Source organism: Kitasatospora sp. NPDC056138, from assembly GCF_042264695.1.
Classification (GTDB): domain Bacteria; phylum Actinomycetota; class Actinomycetes; order Streptomycetales; family Streptomycetaceae; genus Kitasatospora.
The window spans coordinates 18,324-32,875 of record NZ_JBHJVK010000008.1 but is presented as its reverse complement, the minus strand read 5'-3'; the positions used below and the strand labels follow the sequence as shown (position 1 = coordinate 32,875).

The following is a 14,552-nucleotide window of genomic DNA, read 5'->3' as shown; positions in this document are numbered from 1 at the left end:
CCTCTGTGGTTTTTGCCGGCCTTTTTTTTCCCGGACTTCATCTAACTGGGGGGGGGGGGGGCGGGGGGGGGGGGGGGCGGGGGGGCCCCCCCGGGGGGGGGGGGGGGGGGGGGCCCCCCCCCCCCCCCCCGCCGGGGCGTGGGTGTGGCCGACGACGAAAGCGGCACTACTCGGGTGGGTCCGTGGTCGGTCAGGAGAAGTCCTGCCGAGCGAGGGCGGGCCTCCCTGGAGATCTACGAGTGCGGCGAGTTGTTGGATGTGATGGTGGTATCCGCCCTCGACGTCCACCAGGTCCTACGCGGGGCCCGGTGCAGTGCCGACGCCGACGGTCCGACCGGCTTCGCCTGGGGCCGGTTGCCGGCCGATGGCTCACTGCCCGAAGTCACCTTCACCAGTGGCGGTTTGCTGGGCCGGAGCCACCGTCCGGTCCAGGTGGTTCCGCTCTCCGACTCGTTCTGGCTGGCCTGGTCCGACGGGCCGCCCTGCGGCTCGGTGCAGGCGCGGGTTCCCCACGATGACGCGCTGTCGGTCCGGATGCGAGCCGGGCGGGCGTCATGAGTCTGCACCGGTTGCTGATCGCCTGCGGAGTGGTGCTGCTGCCGTGGGCAGCACTACTGGCAGCTGCCCCCGCAGTTGGCGCGGGCTGGTCCGTGCTCGACTGCCTGGAGGCAACTACCCTGATCAGCACCGGTGCACTGCTACGACAGAGCAGCCCCTACAGCCGACAGATGGCAGCAGTGGCCGCTGCCCTGCTGCTCGGCGATGCCTGGTACGACGTCCACACAACGGCCTACGGCACCCAACTCGCCGGAGCCGTGGTGATGGCGCTCTGTGCAGAGCTGCCACTGGCGTGGCTCTGCACCGTCCTGGCCCTTAGTGGCCCGATCACCAGTACCGCGCAGGGCAGACCGCCACTTCGGGCCGGAGCCACCGAAGTCACGGCCGGTACGGCCGGTACATCTGACGTGACCAAGGCCGCCGGTGCGGTCAATGCATTCGGCATGGCCAGTGCGACCGGTGCGGTCAGCACCGTTGACGCAGTGCCCGTCCACTCGCCCTCGTCCCACCGGCCCGGGCGTGGCTCAGCGGGCGGCTGCGAGCTGTTCCAGGCGCTGCTGCGTCTCCTCGTCCTGCGGCGTGTAGGCCACCAGCCGAGTGCTCGGCCGAGGCCCCAGCCACAGGTTGGTGTACTCGAAGCGGACCAGACCGACCTCGGGAAGCAGAAATCGCTTGAGACCGTTGCCGGGCCCGGACACCTCGTGCCGATCCCAGACCGTCTCGAACTCGGGGAAAGTCCAGCGCAGGCGTTGGAGGAGGTTCTTCCAGACCGGCTCCGAGGAGTGTTCGGCCATCGCCGCCCGGAATCGGGCCGTCACCGACTCGCGCGCCTCCTGGACATCCACCAGCACCGAGGAGAAGCGGGACTGGGAAAAGAGCAGCCACAGCACGTTCCGCTCCTCGAACGGCATCCCGTCGAGGTCCCCCGCCAGCCAGGTGTAGGCATGGTTGTAGGCCAGGATGTCGTACCGACTGTTGAGCACCACGGCGGGCACCGGTTCGAGCCGCTCCAGTACGGCCCGCACGGACGGCGTGATGGTCGGGCACTCCGGCACCGGGGTCGGATCCTCCGAGCCGGCCAGGACGAAGAGATGGGCCCGCTCGCTCCGGTCGAGCTGCAGGGTTCGGGCCACCGAGTCCAGCACCTGGGCCGAGACCTGGATGTCCCTTCCCTGTTCCAGCCAGGTGTACCAGGTGACTCCTACGGCAGCGAGCTGCGCGACTTCCTCCCGGCGCAGCCCCGGGGTCCGGCGGCGCCCGGTCAGCGGCAGGCCGACCTGCTCCGGCGAGATCCGCTCCCGACGGCTGCGGAGGAAGGTCGCCAGTTCGCTCCGACGGCTGTCGGTCGGCAAGGTGGTGGTCGTCATAAGGCCAAGGATGCGCGAAATGGGATCCTGTTGCCAGGTACTTCTTATACCTGGATAAACGCCATCTGGTACCAGGGTGAGCGAGAGCGGATCGTAGTGCTCGTGACCCAGCGACTCGCGATCCCGCAGACCCCACCCGCGATCTCACGGACCAGCCCCCTGGCCCAGCCCGCCGCCCCCGCTCTCGGGACGGCAGGCCTCGTCACCGTCCTGCTCGGCGCCTTCCTGCCGATGCTCGACTTCTTCATCGTCAACGTCGCACTGCCCACCATCGACCATGATCTGGCTGCCGGGCCCGCAGTACTGGAACTCGTCGCCGCCGGGTACGGCATAGCCTTCGCGGTACTCCTGGTACTCGGCGGGCGACTCGGTGACACCTTCGGTCGCCGCCGGCTCTTCATCGCCGGTGCGGCGGCCTTCGCCGTCACCTCCCTGGTCTGCGGCCTCGCACCCACCGCGTGGACGCTGGTCGCCGCCCGGGCAGCCCAAGGCGCCTCGGCCGCGTTGCTGCTGCCGCAGGTGCTCGCCACCATCACCGCAGCCAGCAGCGGTCCGCAGCGCGCCCGGGCGCTGAGCATCTACGGAGCCGTCGGCGGCATCTCCGTGGTGATCGGACAGGTCCTCGGCGGGATGCTGGTCTCCGCCGACCTCTTCGGCACCGGCTGGCGCGCCGTGTTCCTGCTGAACGTGCCGTTCGCGCTGCTCACCGCAGTCCTCGCGGTCCCGTACGTACCGGAGAGCCGCTCGCCGCACGCCGCCGGCGTCGACCTTCCCGGCACCGCGCTGCTGACGGCAGCGCTGCTCGCACTGTTCCTGCCGCTGATGGAGGGACGCGCCGCAGGCTGGCCGCTCTGGTCCTGGGTGCTGCTCGGCGCGTTCCCGTTCCTCGCTGCCGCCTTCCTCTACGTGGAGCGGCGAGCGGAGCGTGCGGGTCAGGTCCCGCTGGTGCCGCTCTCACTGCTGCGGATACCGGAGATGCGCCGGGGCCTCGGGGTCGCGGTGCCGTACTTCACGGGCTTCGGCGGCTTCATGTTCGTGGTGGCCGTCATGCTGCAGCAGGGGCTGCGGCTTGGACCGGTCGCGGCAGGGTGGGCACTGGTGCCGATGGCGGTCGGCTACTTCTTCGCCTCGCTGAGCGGGCCGCGCCTGATCAGCCGGTTCGGCAGCCGGGTGATCACCGTCGGAGCGGTGGTCCAGGGCTTGGGGCTGGCCGTCCTGATCGCCACGGTACTGATGGACTGGGCGCACTTCTCGCCGTGGCGGATGCTGCCCGGCGTGGCATTGGCCGGCATCGGCCAGGGCCTGATCGGGACACCGCTGTTCCGGGTCGTACTGTCCAAGGTCCCGATCGAGCGCGCAGGCGTCGGCAGCGGGGTGCTGGCCACAACGCAGCAGTCCAGCCTCGCACTTGGGGTGGCCACCCTGGGCACGCTCTTCCTCTCCCTCTCCCCGACGATCGGCATCGACCACGCGCTGGCTCTGGTCCTGAGCCTGCAACTGACCGGGTCTGCGGCCATCTTCCTGTTGAGCGTCCGACTGCCTCGCACGGTCGCCTGAGTCGACCGGCCGACGCTCGTCGTCCCTTCCCGTCCCTGGCCCAGCTCTCGCCCGACCGGGCCCGCCAGAACGGCACCGGCCGGAACAGCGCCGGGTGCTGCAGGATCGGGCAGCGCAGGATCGGGCTGAACGGGCACAACGGGGCCGGTCGATACGGGGTCAGGCAGATCAGGGCAACACCGGATGGACCGGACAGAACAGAGCGGCCGTGACTGCAGGCAAATTCGGGAGCCATCACCAGCCCTTCGTGTCAGGATGACGATATGACGACGCCGCAGCCCCGGACCCCGGCCGAGACCCGTTCCCGCGAAGAGCTCAGCGCTCTCGTGGCAGCAGGTGCCCGCCCCAAGTACCTGCTCTTCTGGGGGCACCAGCCGGAGCGGGACGGCCAGGTGGGCGCGGGTTCGCTCAGTCAGTGGTGGCCGGCCGAGTTCACCGTGGACGGGGCAACGTACGCAACGGCCGAGCACTGGATGATGGCGAGCAAGGCCCGGCTCTTCGGGGACGATCAGGCGCTGCCACGGATCCTCGCCGCCCGCACCCCGGCCGAAGCGAAGAAGCTCGGGCGGCTCGTCCAGGGTTTCGACGAGGAGCGCTGGGCGACCGAACGCTTCGAGTTGGTGGTCCAGGGCAATGTGGCCAAGTTCGGCCAGGACGACGCCCTTCGGGAGTACCTGCTCGGCACCGCACAGCGAGTGCTCGTGGAGGCCAGCCCACTCGACCGGCTCTGGGGCATCGGCCTCGCCGCCGACAACGAACGAGCGACCGAGCCCGCCGCATGGCGCGGCCTCAACCTACTGGGTTTCGCCCTCATGGAGGCCCGCACCCGCCTCGCAGCCCAACAGCGCGACGCCTGACTCTCCCGCCTCCGTACCCCCGCCCTCCACGACCCCGCCCTCCACGACCCCGCCCTCCACGACCCCGCCATCCGGCCCGCCCGGCCCGTCCGGCAGCCGCCCGCGATCGCCTGCAGTCGCCAGCAATCGCACCCGCACCCGCACCCGCAGTCACCCAAAACCGTCGGCCCCCGCGCGGAGTATCCGCACGGGGGCCGACGAGCCGGGTTGCCGACGGCAGAACCCGCCAGCGACCCAGCTCCGGTCGATCAGCAGCCGATCGACAACCGATCAGCAGCCGATGAGGCGGGCCGCCAGGTAGGACTTCACCTGGTCGAGGGAGACACGCTCCTGCGCCATGGTGTCGCGGTCACGGATGGTGACCGCATTGTCCTCAAGGGTGTCGAAGTCGACGGTGACGCAGAACGGCGTACCGATCTCGTCCTGACGGCGGTAGCGCTTGCCGATGGCGCCGGCGTCGTCGAACTCGACGTTCCAGGCCGTCCGCAGGTCGGCGGCCAGGCCGCGGGCCTTCGGCGAGAGGTCGGCGTTGCGCGACAGCGGCAGGACCGCGACCTTGACCGGCGCGAGGCGCGGGTCGAGCCGCATGCCGACGCGCTTCTCCATGACGCCCTTGGCGTTGGGCGCCTCGTCCTCGAAGTAGGCGTCCAGCAGGAAGGCCAGCATGGCGCGGTTCAGACCGGCTGCGGGCTCGATGACGTACGGGAAGTACCGCTCGCCGGACTCCTGGTCGAAGTACTTCAGGTCCTGGCCGGACGCCTCGCTGTGCACCGTGAGGTCGTAGTCGGTCCGGTTGGCGATGCCCTCCAGCTCGGAGAACTCGCTGCCGCCGAAGTTGAAGCGGTACTCGATGTCCACCGTGCGCTTGGCGTAGTGGGAGAGCTTCTCCTTCGGGTGCTCGAAGAAGCGCATGTTCTCGGTGCGCAGACCCATGTCCACGTACCAGTTCCAACGCTGCTCAAGCCAGTACTCGTGCCACTTCTCGTCCTCGCCCGGCTTGACGAAGAACTCCATCTCCATCTGCTCGAACTCGCGGGTACGGAAGATGAAGTTGCCGGGAGTGATCTCGTTGCGGAAGCTCTTGCCGACCTGGGCGATGCCGAACGGCGGCTTCTTGCGCGAAGTGGTCTGCACGGCCTTGAAGTTGGTGAAGATGCCCTGCGCGGTCTCCGGGCGCAGGTAGGCCAGGCCGCCCGCGTCCTCGGTGACGCCGAGGTGCGTCTTCAGCATGCCCGAGAACTCCTTGGGCTCCGTGAAGGCACCCTTGTTGCCGCAGTTCGGGCAGTTGATGTCGGCGAGACCGTTGGCCGGCAGCTTGCCGTGCTTGGCCTCGTACGCCTCCTCCAGGTGGTCCGCGCGGAACCGCTTGTGGCAGGAGAGGCACTCGGTCAGCGGGTCGTTGAAGGTGGCGACGTGGCCGGAGGCCTCCCAGACCTCGCGGGCCAGGATCACCGACGAGTCGAGACCGACGACGTCCTCCCGAGCGGTGACCATCGCACGCCACCACTGGCGCTTGATGTTCTCCTTGAGCTCGACGCCCAGTGGCCCGTAGTCCCAGGCGGCACGGGTACCGCCATAGATCTCGCTGCAGGGGTAGACGAAGCCACGGCGCTTGCTCAGGCTGACAATCGTGTCGATCTTGTCGGCGGCCACAGTGCTCTCTTCAGTACGACGTCAGGTTCGACGGCACGGTCAAGGCGCGGCTGGTTGCACGCACCCGAATACCTCAGGTTACCGGGCTGGTGGGTAGACGGTTCAACTCGGTATTCCGGGTCGGGCCCCGATCTGCACGTCCGGGACGCGTCATCCATTCACCGGCCCCGCACCGGCCCGGCACCACCCGTGCTTCTCCCATGCGCCATCCAGGCCCATGCACCACCCGTACGCCACTCACGCCCGTGCACGCCCCCGCACACGACACCTGTGGCCATCCACACCCGTGCGCCACCCGTGCACCATCAATACGCCAATCGGGTGAGTTGACAATCATTTCCACTTAAGATGACAATGGTTGTCATGATGCTGCGACGTCTCCCGACCACCTCGATAGCCCTGACCGCCACCGCCGTTGTCGGCGCCCTCGCCCTGAGCGCCTGCGGCGGTTCGAGCAGCGCCGAGGGCAAGACCGGCGACGGCAGGCTGAGCGTGGTGGCGTCGTTCTATCCGATGGAGTTCCTCGCCGAGCAGATCGGCGGCAGCCATGTGAAGGTCACCGACCTCACCGCCGCCGGCGTCGAGCCGCACGATCTCGAACTCAAGGCCAAGCAGGTCGCCTCCGTGCAGAGCGCCGGCCTGGTGGTCTACCTCAAGGGCCTCCAGCCCTCCGTCGACAAGGTCGTCGAGCAGAGCCCCGTCAAGCACGTCGTGGACGCCACCGCCGCCTCACCGCTGGTCGACCACCACCTGGACGAGGGAAGCGCGGGCCAGGACGGCCACGACCACACCGACGCGGCAGGCGACCCGCACATCTGGCTCGACCCGACCCGGTACGCCGCCGTCGCCAAGAGCGTCGGCGCCGAGCTGGCCAAGGCCGACCCGGACCACGCCGCCGACTACCGGAAGAACACCGACGAGCTGGTCACCAAGCTGTCGGCCCTCGACAAGGAGTTCCAGGCCGGACTGAAGGACACGAAGACCAAGACCTTCGTCACCAGCCACGCCGCCTTCGGCTACCTCGCCGACCACTACGGCCTGAACCAGATCGCCATCAACGGCGTGGACCCGGAGGCCGAACCGACCCCGGCCCGGCTGGCCTCGATCCAGAAGGCCGCCAAGGACAACGGCGTCACCACGATCTTCTTCGAGGCGCTGGTCAGCCCCGACCTGGCCAAGACCGTCGCCAAGGACCTCGACCTGAAGACCGCCGTACTCGACCCGATCGAGGGCGTGAAGGACCCGTCCGCGAACGACTACTTCTCGATCATGCGCCAGAACCTGACCAACCTTCAGGCCGCACTCGGCACCGCCAGTTGAGAGCCCGGTCGGCCGAGAACGTGATCCGTCGCGGCCAAGACACCAAGAGGACACCCCAGCCATGAGCTCTGTCATACCCGACACGGCGCCGACGGACTCCGCCGGGGCGCGGCACCCGGTTCCCGCCGACGCCGAACCCGCGGCCGTCTCGCTCCGCGACGCCGTCGCCTCCCTCGAAGGCCGTCCGGTCCTGCGCGGCATCGACCTCGTGGTGCGGCCCGGCGAGGTGGTCGCACTGCTCGGCGCCAACGGCTCCGGCAAGTCGACCACCGTCAAGGCCGTGATCGGCTCGGTCCCGCTGGAGCGCGGCGGCCACGAGCTCTTCGGCAAGCCGTACGCCCGGTTCAAGGACTGGCACCGGATCGGGTACGTGCCCCAGCGCACCACCGCCGCCGGCGGGGTGCCCGCGACCGTCCGCGAGGTGGTCTCCACCGGTCGGCTGCCGCAGCACCGGCTGCTGCCGTTCCGCCGCAGGGACCGGGACGCCGTGGACCGGGCACTGGACGCCGTCGGCATGCTGGACCGCGCCGAGGACGGGGTGGCCAACCTCTCCGGCGGTCAGCACCAGCGGGTACTGATCGCCCGTGCGCTGGTCGGCACCCCGGATCTGCTGATCATGGACGAGCCGATGGCCGGGGTCGACATGGCCAGCCAGCAGGTCCTCGCCGACACCCTGCGCCGCGAGGTCGAGCGCGGTGCCGCCGTCCTGCTCGTACTGCACGAACTCGGCCCGCTGGAGCCGCTGATCGACCGGGCCGTGGTACTCCGCGACGGCTGCGTCTCCCACGACGGCCCACCCCCCAAGGACGTCGGACAGCACGCCCTGCCCGGCCACGACCACGTCCACCCGCATGCGGACGACGACCACCTGCACAACACCCCGAGGCTGCTCGCATGATCGACATGCTCAACTACGACTTCATGCAGCGAGCGCTGATCGCCGCCGTTCTAGTCGGCATCACCGCACCCGCCGTCGGCGTCTACCTGGTCCAACGGCGACAGGCCCTGATGGGTGACGGTATCGGGCACGTCGCCCTGACCGGTGTCGGCCTCGGCTTCCTGTTCCAGACCAGCCCGATCTGGATGGCCGTCGTGGTCTGCGTGCTCGGCGCGATCGTGATGGAGCTGGTCCGCTCCCGTGGCAAGCAGCGCGGCGACATCGCCCTCGCGATGCTCTTCTACGGCGGTATGGCCTGCGGAAAGCTGCTGGTCAGCAAGAGTGCCCAGGCCGGCAGCGGCAGCCTGGAGAGCTACCTGTGGGGCTCCATCCTCACCGTCTCGCCGTCCGACCTGAGCACCATCGCGATCCTCGGCGCCGTGGTGATCGCCATCACCATCGGCCTGCGCCGCCAGCTCTTCGCGATCTGCCAGGACGAGGAGTTCGCCCGGGTCACGGGCATTCCGGTGCGCGTCCTCAACCTGCTGCTGGCCGTCACCGCCGCCGTCACCGTGACCGTGGCCATGCGGGTGGTCGGGCTGCTGCTGGTCAGCGCGCTGATGGTGGTCCCGGTTGCGGCGGCCCAGCAGCTCACCCGCTCCTTCGCCGCGACCCAGGCGGCCGCCATCGCGCTCGGCATCACGGTCGCGGTGGCAGGCGTGGCCGGCTCGTACCAGGCCGACGTGCCGTCAGGCCCGGCCATCGTGCTGCTCGCCATCGCGATCTTCGCCGTGTTCAGCGCGATCGCCGCGCCACTGGCCCGCCGCCGCCACCGCGCCGCCGCCGACCACGGGCCCGAGATCTGCGAGGTCACGATCCCCGCCCAGGACAGCGGCAGGTCGCACAGCGGACCACAGGGCGGATCGCAGGACAGGTCGCAGGACGGCGGCCGGGAGCAGGTCGGCGGCAAGGACCTCCACACCACGAGTGCGAACGGAGCTCTGGAGAGCGACCCGATCGCCAGTACGGGGCTGGCACAATGAAAAGCTAGACGAACCCACCCCCAGGAGGACCCACGGTGACCACCGCAGGCCCGTCGCCGCGCGCCCGATCCACTCGGCAGCGAGCCGCCGTCTCGGCGGCCCTGGACGAGATCGAGGACTTCCGCAGCGCCCAGGAGCTGCACGACATGCTCAAGCACCGGGGCGACTCGGTCGGGCTGACCACGGTGTACCGCACTCTGCAGTCACTGGCCGACGCCGGTGAGGTGGACGTGCTGCGCACTGCGGACGGCGAGGCGGTCTACCGCCGCTGCAGCAGCGGGCACCACCACCACCTGGTCTGCCGCGAGTGCGGTGCGACCGTGGAGGTCGAGGGCCCCGCGGTCGAGCGCTGGGCCAACACCGTGGCCGCTGAGCACGGGTACACCGACATCGCCCACACGCTGGAGATCTTCGGCCTCTGCGGGGAGTGCGCGGCCAAGAAGGGCTGAGCGGACGGCGAAGGGCCCGGGAGCGACAACCGCTCCCGGGCCCTTCGTGCGTCACTTCAGCGCCGCGCAGCACCCCAGCCTCGTGCCCGCCCCGCACCGGACCCCCCGCACCGGAACCCCGGCACCTCAGCCTCGTGCCCGCCCCGCACCGGAACCCCGGCACCTCAGCCTCGTGCCCGCCCCGCACCAGAACCCCGGCACCGGACCCGACGTCAGCGCTGCGTCGGCACCTCGGGGCTGACCTCGTTGGGGCTGACCTCATTGGGGATGGCGCCGCCGAAACGACGATCGCGCATCGCGAACTGCTCGCAGGCCCGCCACAGATCACGCCGGTCGAAGTCCGGCCAGAGCACGTCCTGGAACACGAACTCGGCGTACGCGCTCTGCCAGAGCAGGAAGTTGGAGGTGCGCTGCTCGCCGCTGGGGCGCAGCAGCAGGTCCACGTCCGGCATGTCGGGGTGGTACAGGTACTTGGCGATGGTCTTCTCGGAGATCTTCGCCGGGTCCAGCTTGCCGGCCGCGACATCCCGGCCCATGGCCGCCGCGGCGTCCGCGATCTCGGCCCGGCCACCGTAGTTGACGCACATGTAGAGGGTGACGGCGTCGTTGTTCTTGGTCTGCTCCTGGGCGACCTGGAGCTCCTGGACCACGCTCTTCCAGAGCCGGGGCATCCGGCCAGCCCAGCGGATCCGGACACCCATCGCGTCGAGTTCGTCACGGCGGCGGCGGATGACGTCCCGGTTGAAGTTCATCAGGAACTTCACCTCTTCCGGGGAACGCTTCCAGTTCTCGGTGGAGAAGGCGTACAGGGACACGTTCTTCACGCCGAGCTCGATGGCACCCTTGAGCACGTCGAGGACGACCGACTCACCGACCTTGTGCCCCTCGGTGCGCGGCAGCCCGCGCTCCTTCGCCCAGCGGCCGTTGCCGTCCATCACGATCGCGACGTGACCGGGCACGAGCTCACCGGGGAGCTTCGGGGGCTTGGCGCCGCTCGGGTGCGGGGCCGGGGTGACGTAATCGCGCTGCTTACCGCCGAAGAGCCGTCGCGCTGCCATGCTGCTCACTTCTCCACGTATCTCATCGAGCGGATACCCCGCTCCAGGTGCCACTGCAGATAGGCGGCCACCAGCCCGCTGCCCTCCCGCCAGTACCGAGGCTCGCAGTTGTCCGCCGTCTGCCAGTCCCCTGACAGCAGCGCGCCGAGCAGTACCAGTGTCTCAGGGGAGGGTACGGCACTTCCAGGCACTCGGCAGTCCGGGCAGAGCACTCCGCCCGCCTGGAGCGAGAAGAAGCGGTTGGGACCGGGCAGTCCGCACTTGGCGCAGTCCGTGAAACTCGCGCCGTACCCGTTGACCGCGAGCGACCTGAGCAGGAAGGCGTCCATCACCAGGTGCGACTCGTGCAGTCCGGCGGCCAGCGTGCGCAGTCCGCCGACCAGCAACAGGTACTGCTGGACGGCCGGTTCGCCCTCGTTCTCGGCGAATCGTTCCGCCGTCTCCAGCATGGCCGTCCCGGCGGTGTACCGGCCGTAGTCGGTGACGATCGAGCCGCCGTAGGGGGCGATGGTCTCCACCTGGGTGCAGAGCGGCAGCCCGCGGCCGATCAGGTCGGCACCCCGGCTGAAGAACTGCACGTCGACGTGGGAGAAGGGCTCCAGCCGGGCGCCGAACTTGGACTTGGTCTTGCGGACGCCCCGGGCCACCGCGCGGACCCGACCGTGCTGGCGGGTGAGCAGGGTGATGATGCGGTCGGCCTCGCCCAGTTTCTGGGTGCGCAGGACCACGCCGTCGTCGCGGAAGAGGCTCATCGGCGCACCCCGGCGCGGAGGTCGAACAGTGTGGCCATCCGACCATTCTCGCGCACTCCGAAGCCGCTGCGGGCAGCCGTGTGCCCGCGCCCTGGTCCGTGGGGGGACATCGGCGGGCACGGGACACGGCGGGCCCGGAGTGGGGGATGTCGGGCCCGGTCCGAGAGGAATCGGGTGGAGGAGGGAAGAGAAGCAGGGAACCAGAGAGCCAGAGAACCAAGGAGCAGGAGCCGGCTGCGGGTCGGAACAGCCACGGGCCGGGAGCGACAGGTACGGCAGTAAGGCAGTCGGTCGGTACGGCAGCGAGTCAGTCCGGCAGTAGATCAGTCCGGCAGTAGATCAGTACGGCAATAGATCAGTACGGCAGCGGGCCGGTGCGGTGCGCCCGCCCCGGGTCAGTGCGGTGCGCCCGCCGCGGCGTCCAGGAGTTCGCCGACCCGCCCCTCGCCGAGCTTGAGGCAGCGGCCGACGGCGGCCAGCGCGGCGCGCTCCTGCGGCAGGTAGCGCCCGTCCGCCAGCGCGACCGTGGCGCCCTGGAGGACCAGTCGCTCGCGGCCCTGCTGGGCGAGGTGCGGGGCCAGCGGCTCCAGTGCGGCGTGCAGTTCGATGGTGAGGCCACTGCCGTGGCCGTCGAGGTCGAGCGGGCCTTCTCCGCTCAGCCCGGTGAGGGCGGCCAGGGCGGCCAGGATCTGGGCCTCCCCGCAGTCCTCGAAGCCGGCCTCGCGGATCGTGGTGCAGGCCGCCTCCCTGGCGGCCCGGCCGCTGGTACCGCCTGCGGCGAGGACCGCGAGGGCGACGGTGTACTGGGCGTCGCGGAGCATCGAGGCGAGTCGGACGCAGGTGACCTGCTCCAGGGTCTCCATGCCGTACCGGCCGTGGCAGCTGGTGCACTGGACGCTGCCGACGACGGGACCGAGCGGCACCAGCGGGGTGCCGAGCAGCCGCAGCCACCGCCGTCCGTGCTGCCGACGGTAGTTGCGGTCCCCACCACAGCCGGGGCAGAAGAAATCACCGAGGACGTCCGTCCGCCAGCGAGGGCGAACACCCCACAACCCTGTCACGGCGCCACTCCCCAGACATGGCAGGCGGCCTGCGCATCAATGGGCAGGTCACGCGACCGGACGCCGGGAGCCGTCCCACCGACCTCGGTTCCGGTGCATAGATGCTGCCATGGTTAAGAGGATGTGTCAGCACCCCGAACGGGTAAAAATGTGGCGTGGAACACACTGCGAGGGGCCGCCCTCCAGGCGGCCCCTCGCATGAACCAGCCGTACGAACTATCCGCGCCGGGCCCGGTTGACGGCGCTGATCACTGCCTTCAGCGAGGCCAGCACGGTGTTGCCGTCGATGCCGACGCCCCACAGCACCTGGCCGTCGACCGCGCACTCCACATAGGCGGCCGCCTGGGCGTCGCCACCCTCGCTCAGCGCGTGCTCGGCGTAGTCCAGCACCCGCACGTCCACGTCGATCCCGGCCAGCGCGTTGACGAAGGCGGAGACCGGGCCGTTGCCGGTGCCGGCCAGGGTGATGCCCCGCCCGTCCACCACGGCCTCGGCGGACAGCGCGTCGCGGCCGTCCTCGGTGGTCAGGCTGCGCGAACCGCTCAGCGCGATCCGGCCCCACGGGTTGTCCGGGGTGGGCAGGTACTCGTCCTGGAAGACGTCCCAGATCGCGGCCGGGGTGACCTCGCCGCCCTCGGCGTCGGTCTTGGCCTGGATGATCTTCGAGAACTCGATCTGCATCCGGCGCGGCAGGTCCAGCTTGTGGTCGTTCTTCAGGACGTAGGCGATACCGCCCTTGCCGGACTGGCTGTTGACCCGGATGACCGCCTCGTAGGAGCGGCCGACGTCCTTCGGGTCGATCGGCAGGTACGGGACGCCCCAGGTGTACTCGCCGACCGGGACGCCCGCCGCGGCGGCGTCGGCCTCCAGGGCGTCGAAGCCCTTCTTGATCGCGTCCTGGTGCGAACCGGAGAAGGAGGTGTAGACCAGGTCACCGGCGTACGGGTGGCGCTCCGGTACGACCATCTGGTTGCAGTACTCGTAGGTGCGGCGGATCTCGTCGATGTCCGAGAAGTCGATCATCGGGTCGACGCCCTGCGAGAACAGGTTCATCCCGACGTTGACCAGGTCCAGGTTGCCGGTCCGCTCGCCCTGGCCGAACAGGCAGCCCTCGACCCGGTCGGCACCGGCCATGACGGCCAGTTCGGCCGAGGCGACACCGGTGCCGCGGTCGTTGTGCGGGTGCGAGGACAGGCAGACGAACTCGCGGCGGGACAGGTTGCGCGACATCCACTCGATCTTGTCGGCGTAGACGTTCGGGGTGGAACGCTCCACCGTGGTCGGCAGGTTCAGGATGATCTCGCGGCCCTCACCCGGCTGCCAGACGTCCATCACCGCCTCGCAGACCTCCAGCGCGAAGTCCAGCTCGGTGTCGATGAAGATCTCCGGCGAGTACTCGTAGCCGAAGACGGTCTCCTCGCCCAGCAGCTTCTCGGCGTACTCCATCACCAGGCGGGTGCCGTCCACGGCGATGCCCTTGATGTCGTCCTTGCTGCCCTTGAAGACCACCCGGCGGAACAGCGGCGACGTCGCGTTGTACAGGTGGACGGTGGCGCGCGGCGCCCCGACCAGGGACTCCACGGTGCGCTCGATCAGGTCCTCGCGGGCCTGGGTCAGCACCGAGATGGTGACGTCCTCGGGGATCGCCCGCTCCTCGATCAGCGAACGGACGAAGTCGAAGTCGGTGGCCCCCGAGGACGGGAAGCCGACCTCGATCTCCTTGTAGCCCAGCTTCACCAGCAGGTCGAACATCTTGCGCTTACGAGCCGGCGACATCGGGTCGATCAGCGCCTGGTTGCCGTCCCGCAGGTCGGTGGAGAGCCAGCGCGGCGCCTCGGTGATGACCCGGCTCGGCCAGGTGCGGTCCGGCAGGTCCACGGTGCCGAACGGCAGGTAGCGGTGGAACGGCATGCCCGAGGGCTTCTGCTGCACGGTGGCGGCGGTGATCGGGGTGGGGCGGTCGTTGAACGCGCGAGCGATGGAGGACTGCTCAGTCATGG

13 protein-coding genes are annotated in these 14,552 nt (G+C 69.7%); 7 read left to right on the top strand and 6 right to left on the bottom strand.

Going from position 1 to position 14,552, the window contains the following annotated elements; genetic code table 11:
* The first annotated feature begins 144 nt into the window (after positions 1–144).
* Positions 145–558 (top strand): hypothetical protein, encoded by a 414-nt coding sequence (locus tag ACFC1R_RS07955; RefSeq protein ID WP_375934493.1) that lies wholly within the window; start codon positions 145–147, stop codon positions 556–558.
* 524 nt (positions 559–1,082) lie between these two features.
* Here the strand turns inward: ACFC1R_RS07955 and ACFC1R_RS07950 are convergent.
* On the bottom strand, positions 1,083–1,925 hold the full coding sequence (locus tag ACFC1R_RS07950; RefSeq protein ID WP_375934490.1) for a helix-turn-helix transcriptional regulator: 843 nt from the start codon (positions 1,923–1,925) through the stop codon (positions 1,083–1,085).
* A gap of 102 nt (positions 1,926–2,027) precedes the next feature.
* On the opposite strand from ACFC1R_RS07950, the gene ACFC1R_RS07945 reads away from it, so the two are divergent.
* Both ACFC1R_RS07945 and ACFC1R_RS07940 read left to right on the top strand, forming a co-directional pair.
* On the top strand, positions 2,028–3,482 hold the full coding sequence (locus tag ACFC1R_RS07945) for an MFS transporter (RefSeq protein ID WP_375934487.1): 1,455 nt from the start codon (positions 2,028–2,030) through the stop codon (positions 3,480–3,482).
* Positions 3,483–3,745: 263 nt separating this feature from the next.
* Positions 3,746–4,339 carry an NADAR family protein gene (locus tag ACFC1R_RS07940; protein WP_375934484.1) on the top strand — a complete coding sequence of 198 codons (594 nt, stop codon included), beginning with the start codon at positions 3,746–3,748 and terminating at the stop codon, positions 4,337–4,339.
* A 270-nt stretch (positions 4,340–4,609) separates the two neighbouring features.
* On the opposite strand, the gene ACFC1R_RS07935 is transcribed toward ACFC1R_RS07940, so the two are convergent.
* The gene (locus tag ACFC1R_RS07935) at positions 4,610–5,992 is read right to left on the bottom strand and encodes a glycine--tRNA ligase (protein ID WP_375934481.1); all 1,383 of its coding nucleotides are present in this window, start codon (positions 5,990–5,992) and stop codon (positions 4,610–4,612) included.
* A 363-nt stretch (positions 5,993–6,355) separates the two neighbouring features.
* Here ACFC1R_RS07935 and ACFC1R_RS07930 point away from each other — a divergent pair, with 363 nt between their 5' ends.
* The 4 genes from ACFC1R_RS07930 (at position 6,356) to ACFC1R_RS07915 (ending at position 9,681) form a co-directional block, all read left to right on the top strand.
* On the top strand, positions 6,356–7,312 hold the full coding sequence (locus ACFC1R_RS07930) for a metal ABC transporter substrate-binding protein (RefSeq protein ID WP_375934478.1): 957 nt from the start codon (positions 6,356–6,358) through the stop codon (positions 7,310–7,312).
* A gap of 61 nt (positions 7,313–7,373) precedes the next feature.
* Complete coding sequence (locus ACFC1R_RS07925) at positions 7,374–8,210, top strand: metal ABC transporter ATP-binding protein (protein WP_375934475.1); 837 nt, start codon at positions 7,374–7,376, stop codon at positions 8,208–8,210.
* Complete coding sequence (locus ACFC1R_RS07920; RefSeq protein ID WP_375934888.1) at positions 8,210–9,232, top strand: metal ABC transporter permease; 1,023 nt, start codon at positions 8,210–8,212, stop codon at positions 9,230–9,232. The genes ACFC1R_RS07925 and ACFC1R_RS07920 overlap by 1 nt, the downstream gene beginning before the upstream one ends.
* 35 nt (positions 9,233–9,267) lie before the next feature.
* Positions 9,268–9,681, top strand: a complete 414-nt coding sequence (locus tag ACFC1R_RS07915) for a Fur family transcriptional regulator (RefSeq protein WP_375934472.1) — start codon at positions 9,268–9,270, stop codon at positions 9,679–9,681.
* 212 nt (positions 9,682–9,893) lie between these two features.
* Here ACFC1R_RS07915 and ACFC1R_RS07910 read toward each other — a convergent pair whose 3' ends face one another.
* From ACFC1R_RS07910 to leuA, 4 genes are all read right to left on the bottom strand, one after another.
* Entirely contained in the window at positions 9,894–10,739 is an 846-nt protein-coding gene (locus ACFC1R_RS07910; RefSeq protein WP_375934469.1) for an isoprenyl transferase, read from the bottom strand.
* A gap of 5 nt (positions 10,740–10,744) precedes the next feature.
* Positions 10,745–11,491 carry a DNA repair protein RecO gene (recO, locus tag ACFC1R_RS07905; RefSeq protein WP_375934466.1) on the bottom strand — a complete coding sequence of 249 codons (747 nt, stop codon included), beginning with the start codon at positions 11,489–11,491 and terminating at the stop codon, positions 10,745–10,747.
* Between the two features lie 395 nt (positions 11,492–11,886).
* On the bottom strand, positions 11,887–12,552 hold the full coding sequence (locus ACFC1R_RS07900; protein WP_375934463.1) for a TerB family tellurite resistance protein: 666 nt from the start codon (positions 12,550–12,552) through the stop codon (positions 11,887–11,889).
* A 216-nt stretch (positions 12,553–12,768) separates the two neighbouring features.
* Positions 12,769–14,550 (bottom strand): 2-isopropylmalate synthase, encoded by a 1,782-nt coding sequence (gene leuA / locus ACFC1R_RS07895; protein ID WP_375934460.1) that lies wholly within the window; start codon positions 14,548–14,550, stop codon positions 12,769–12,771.
* Between the last annotated feature and the right edge of the window lie 2 nt (positions 14,551–14,552).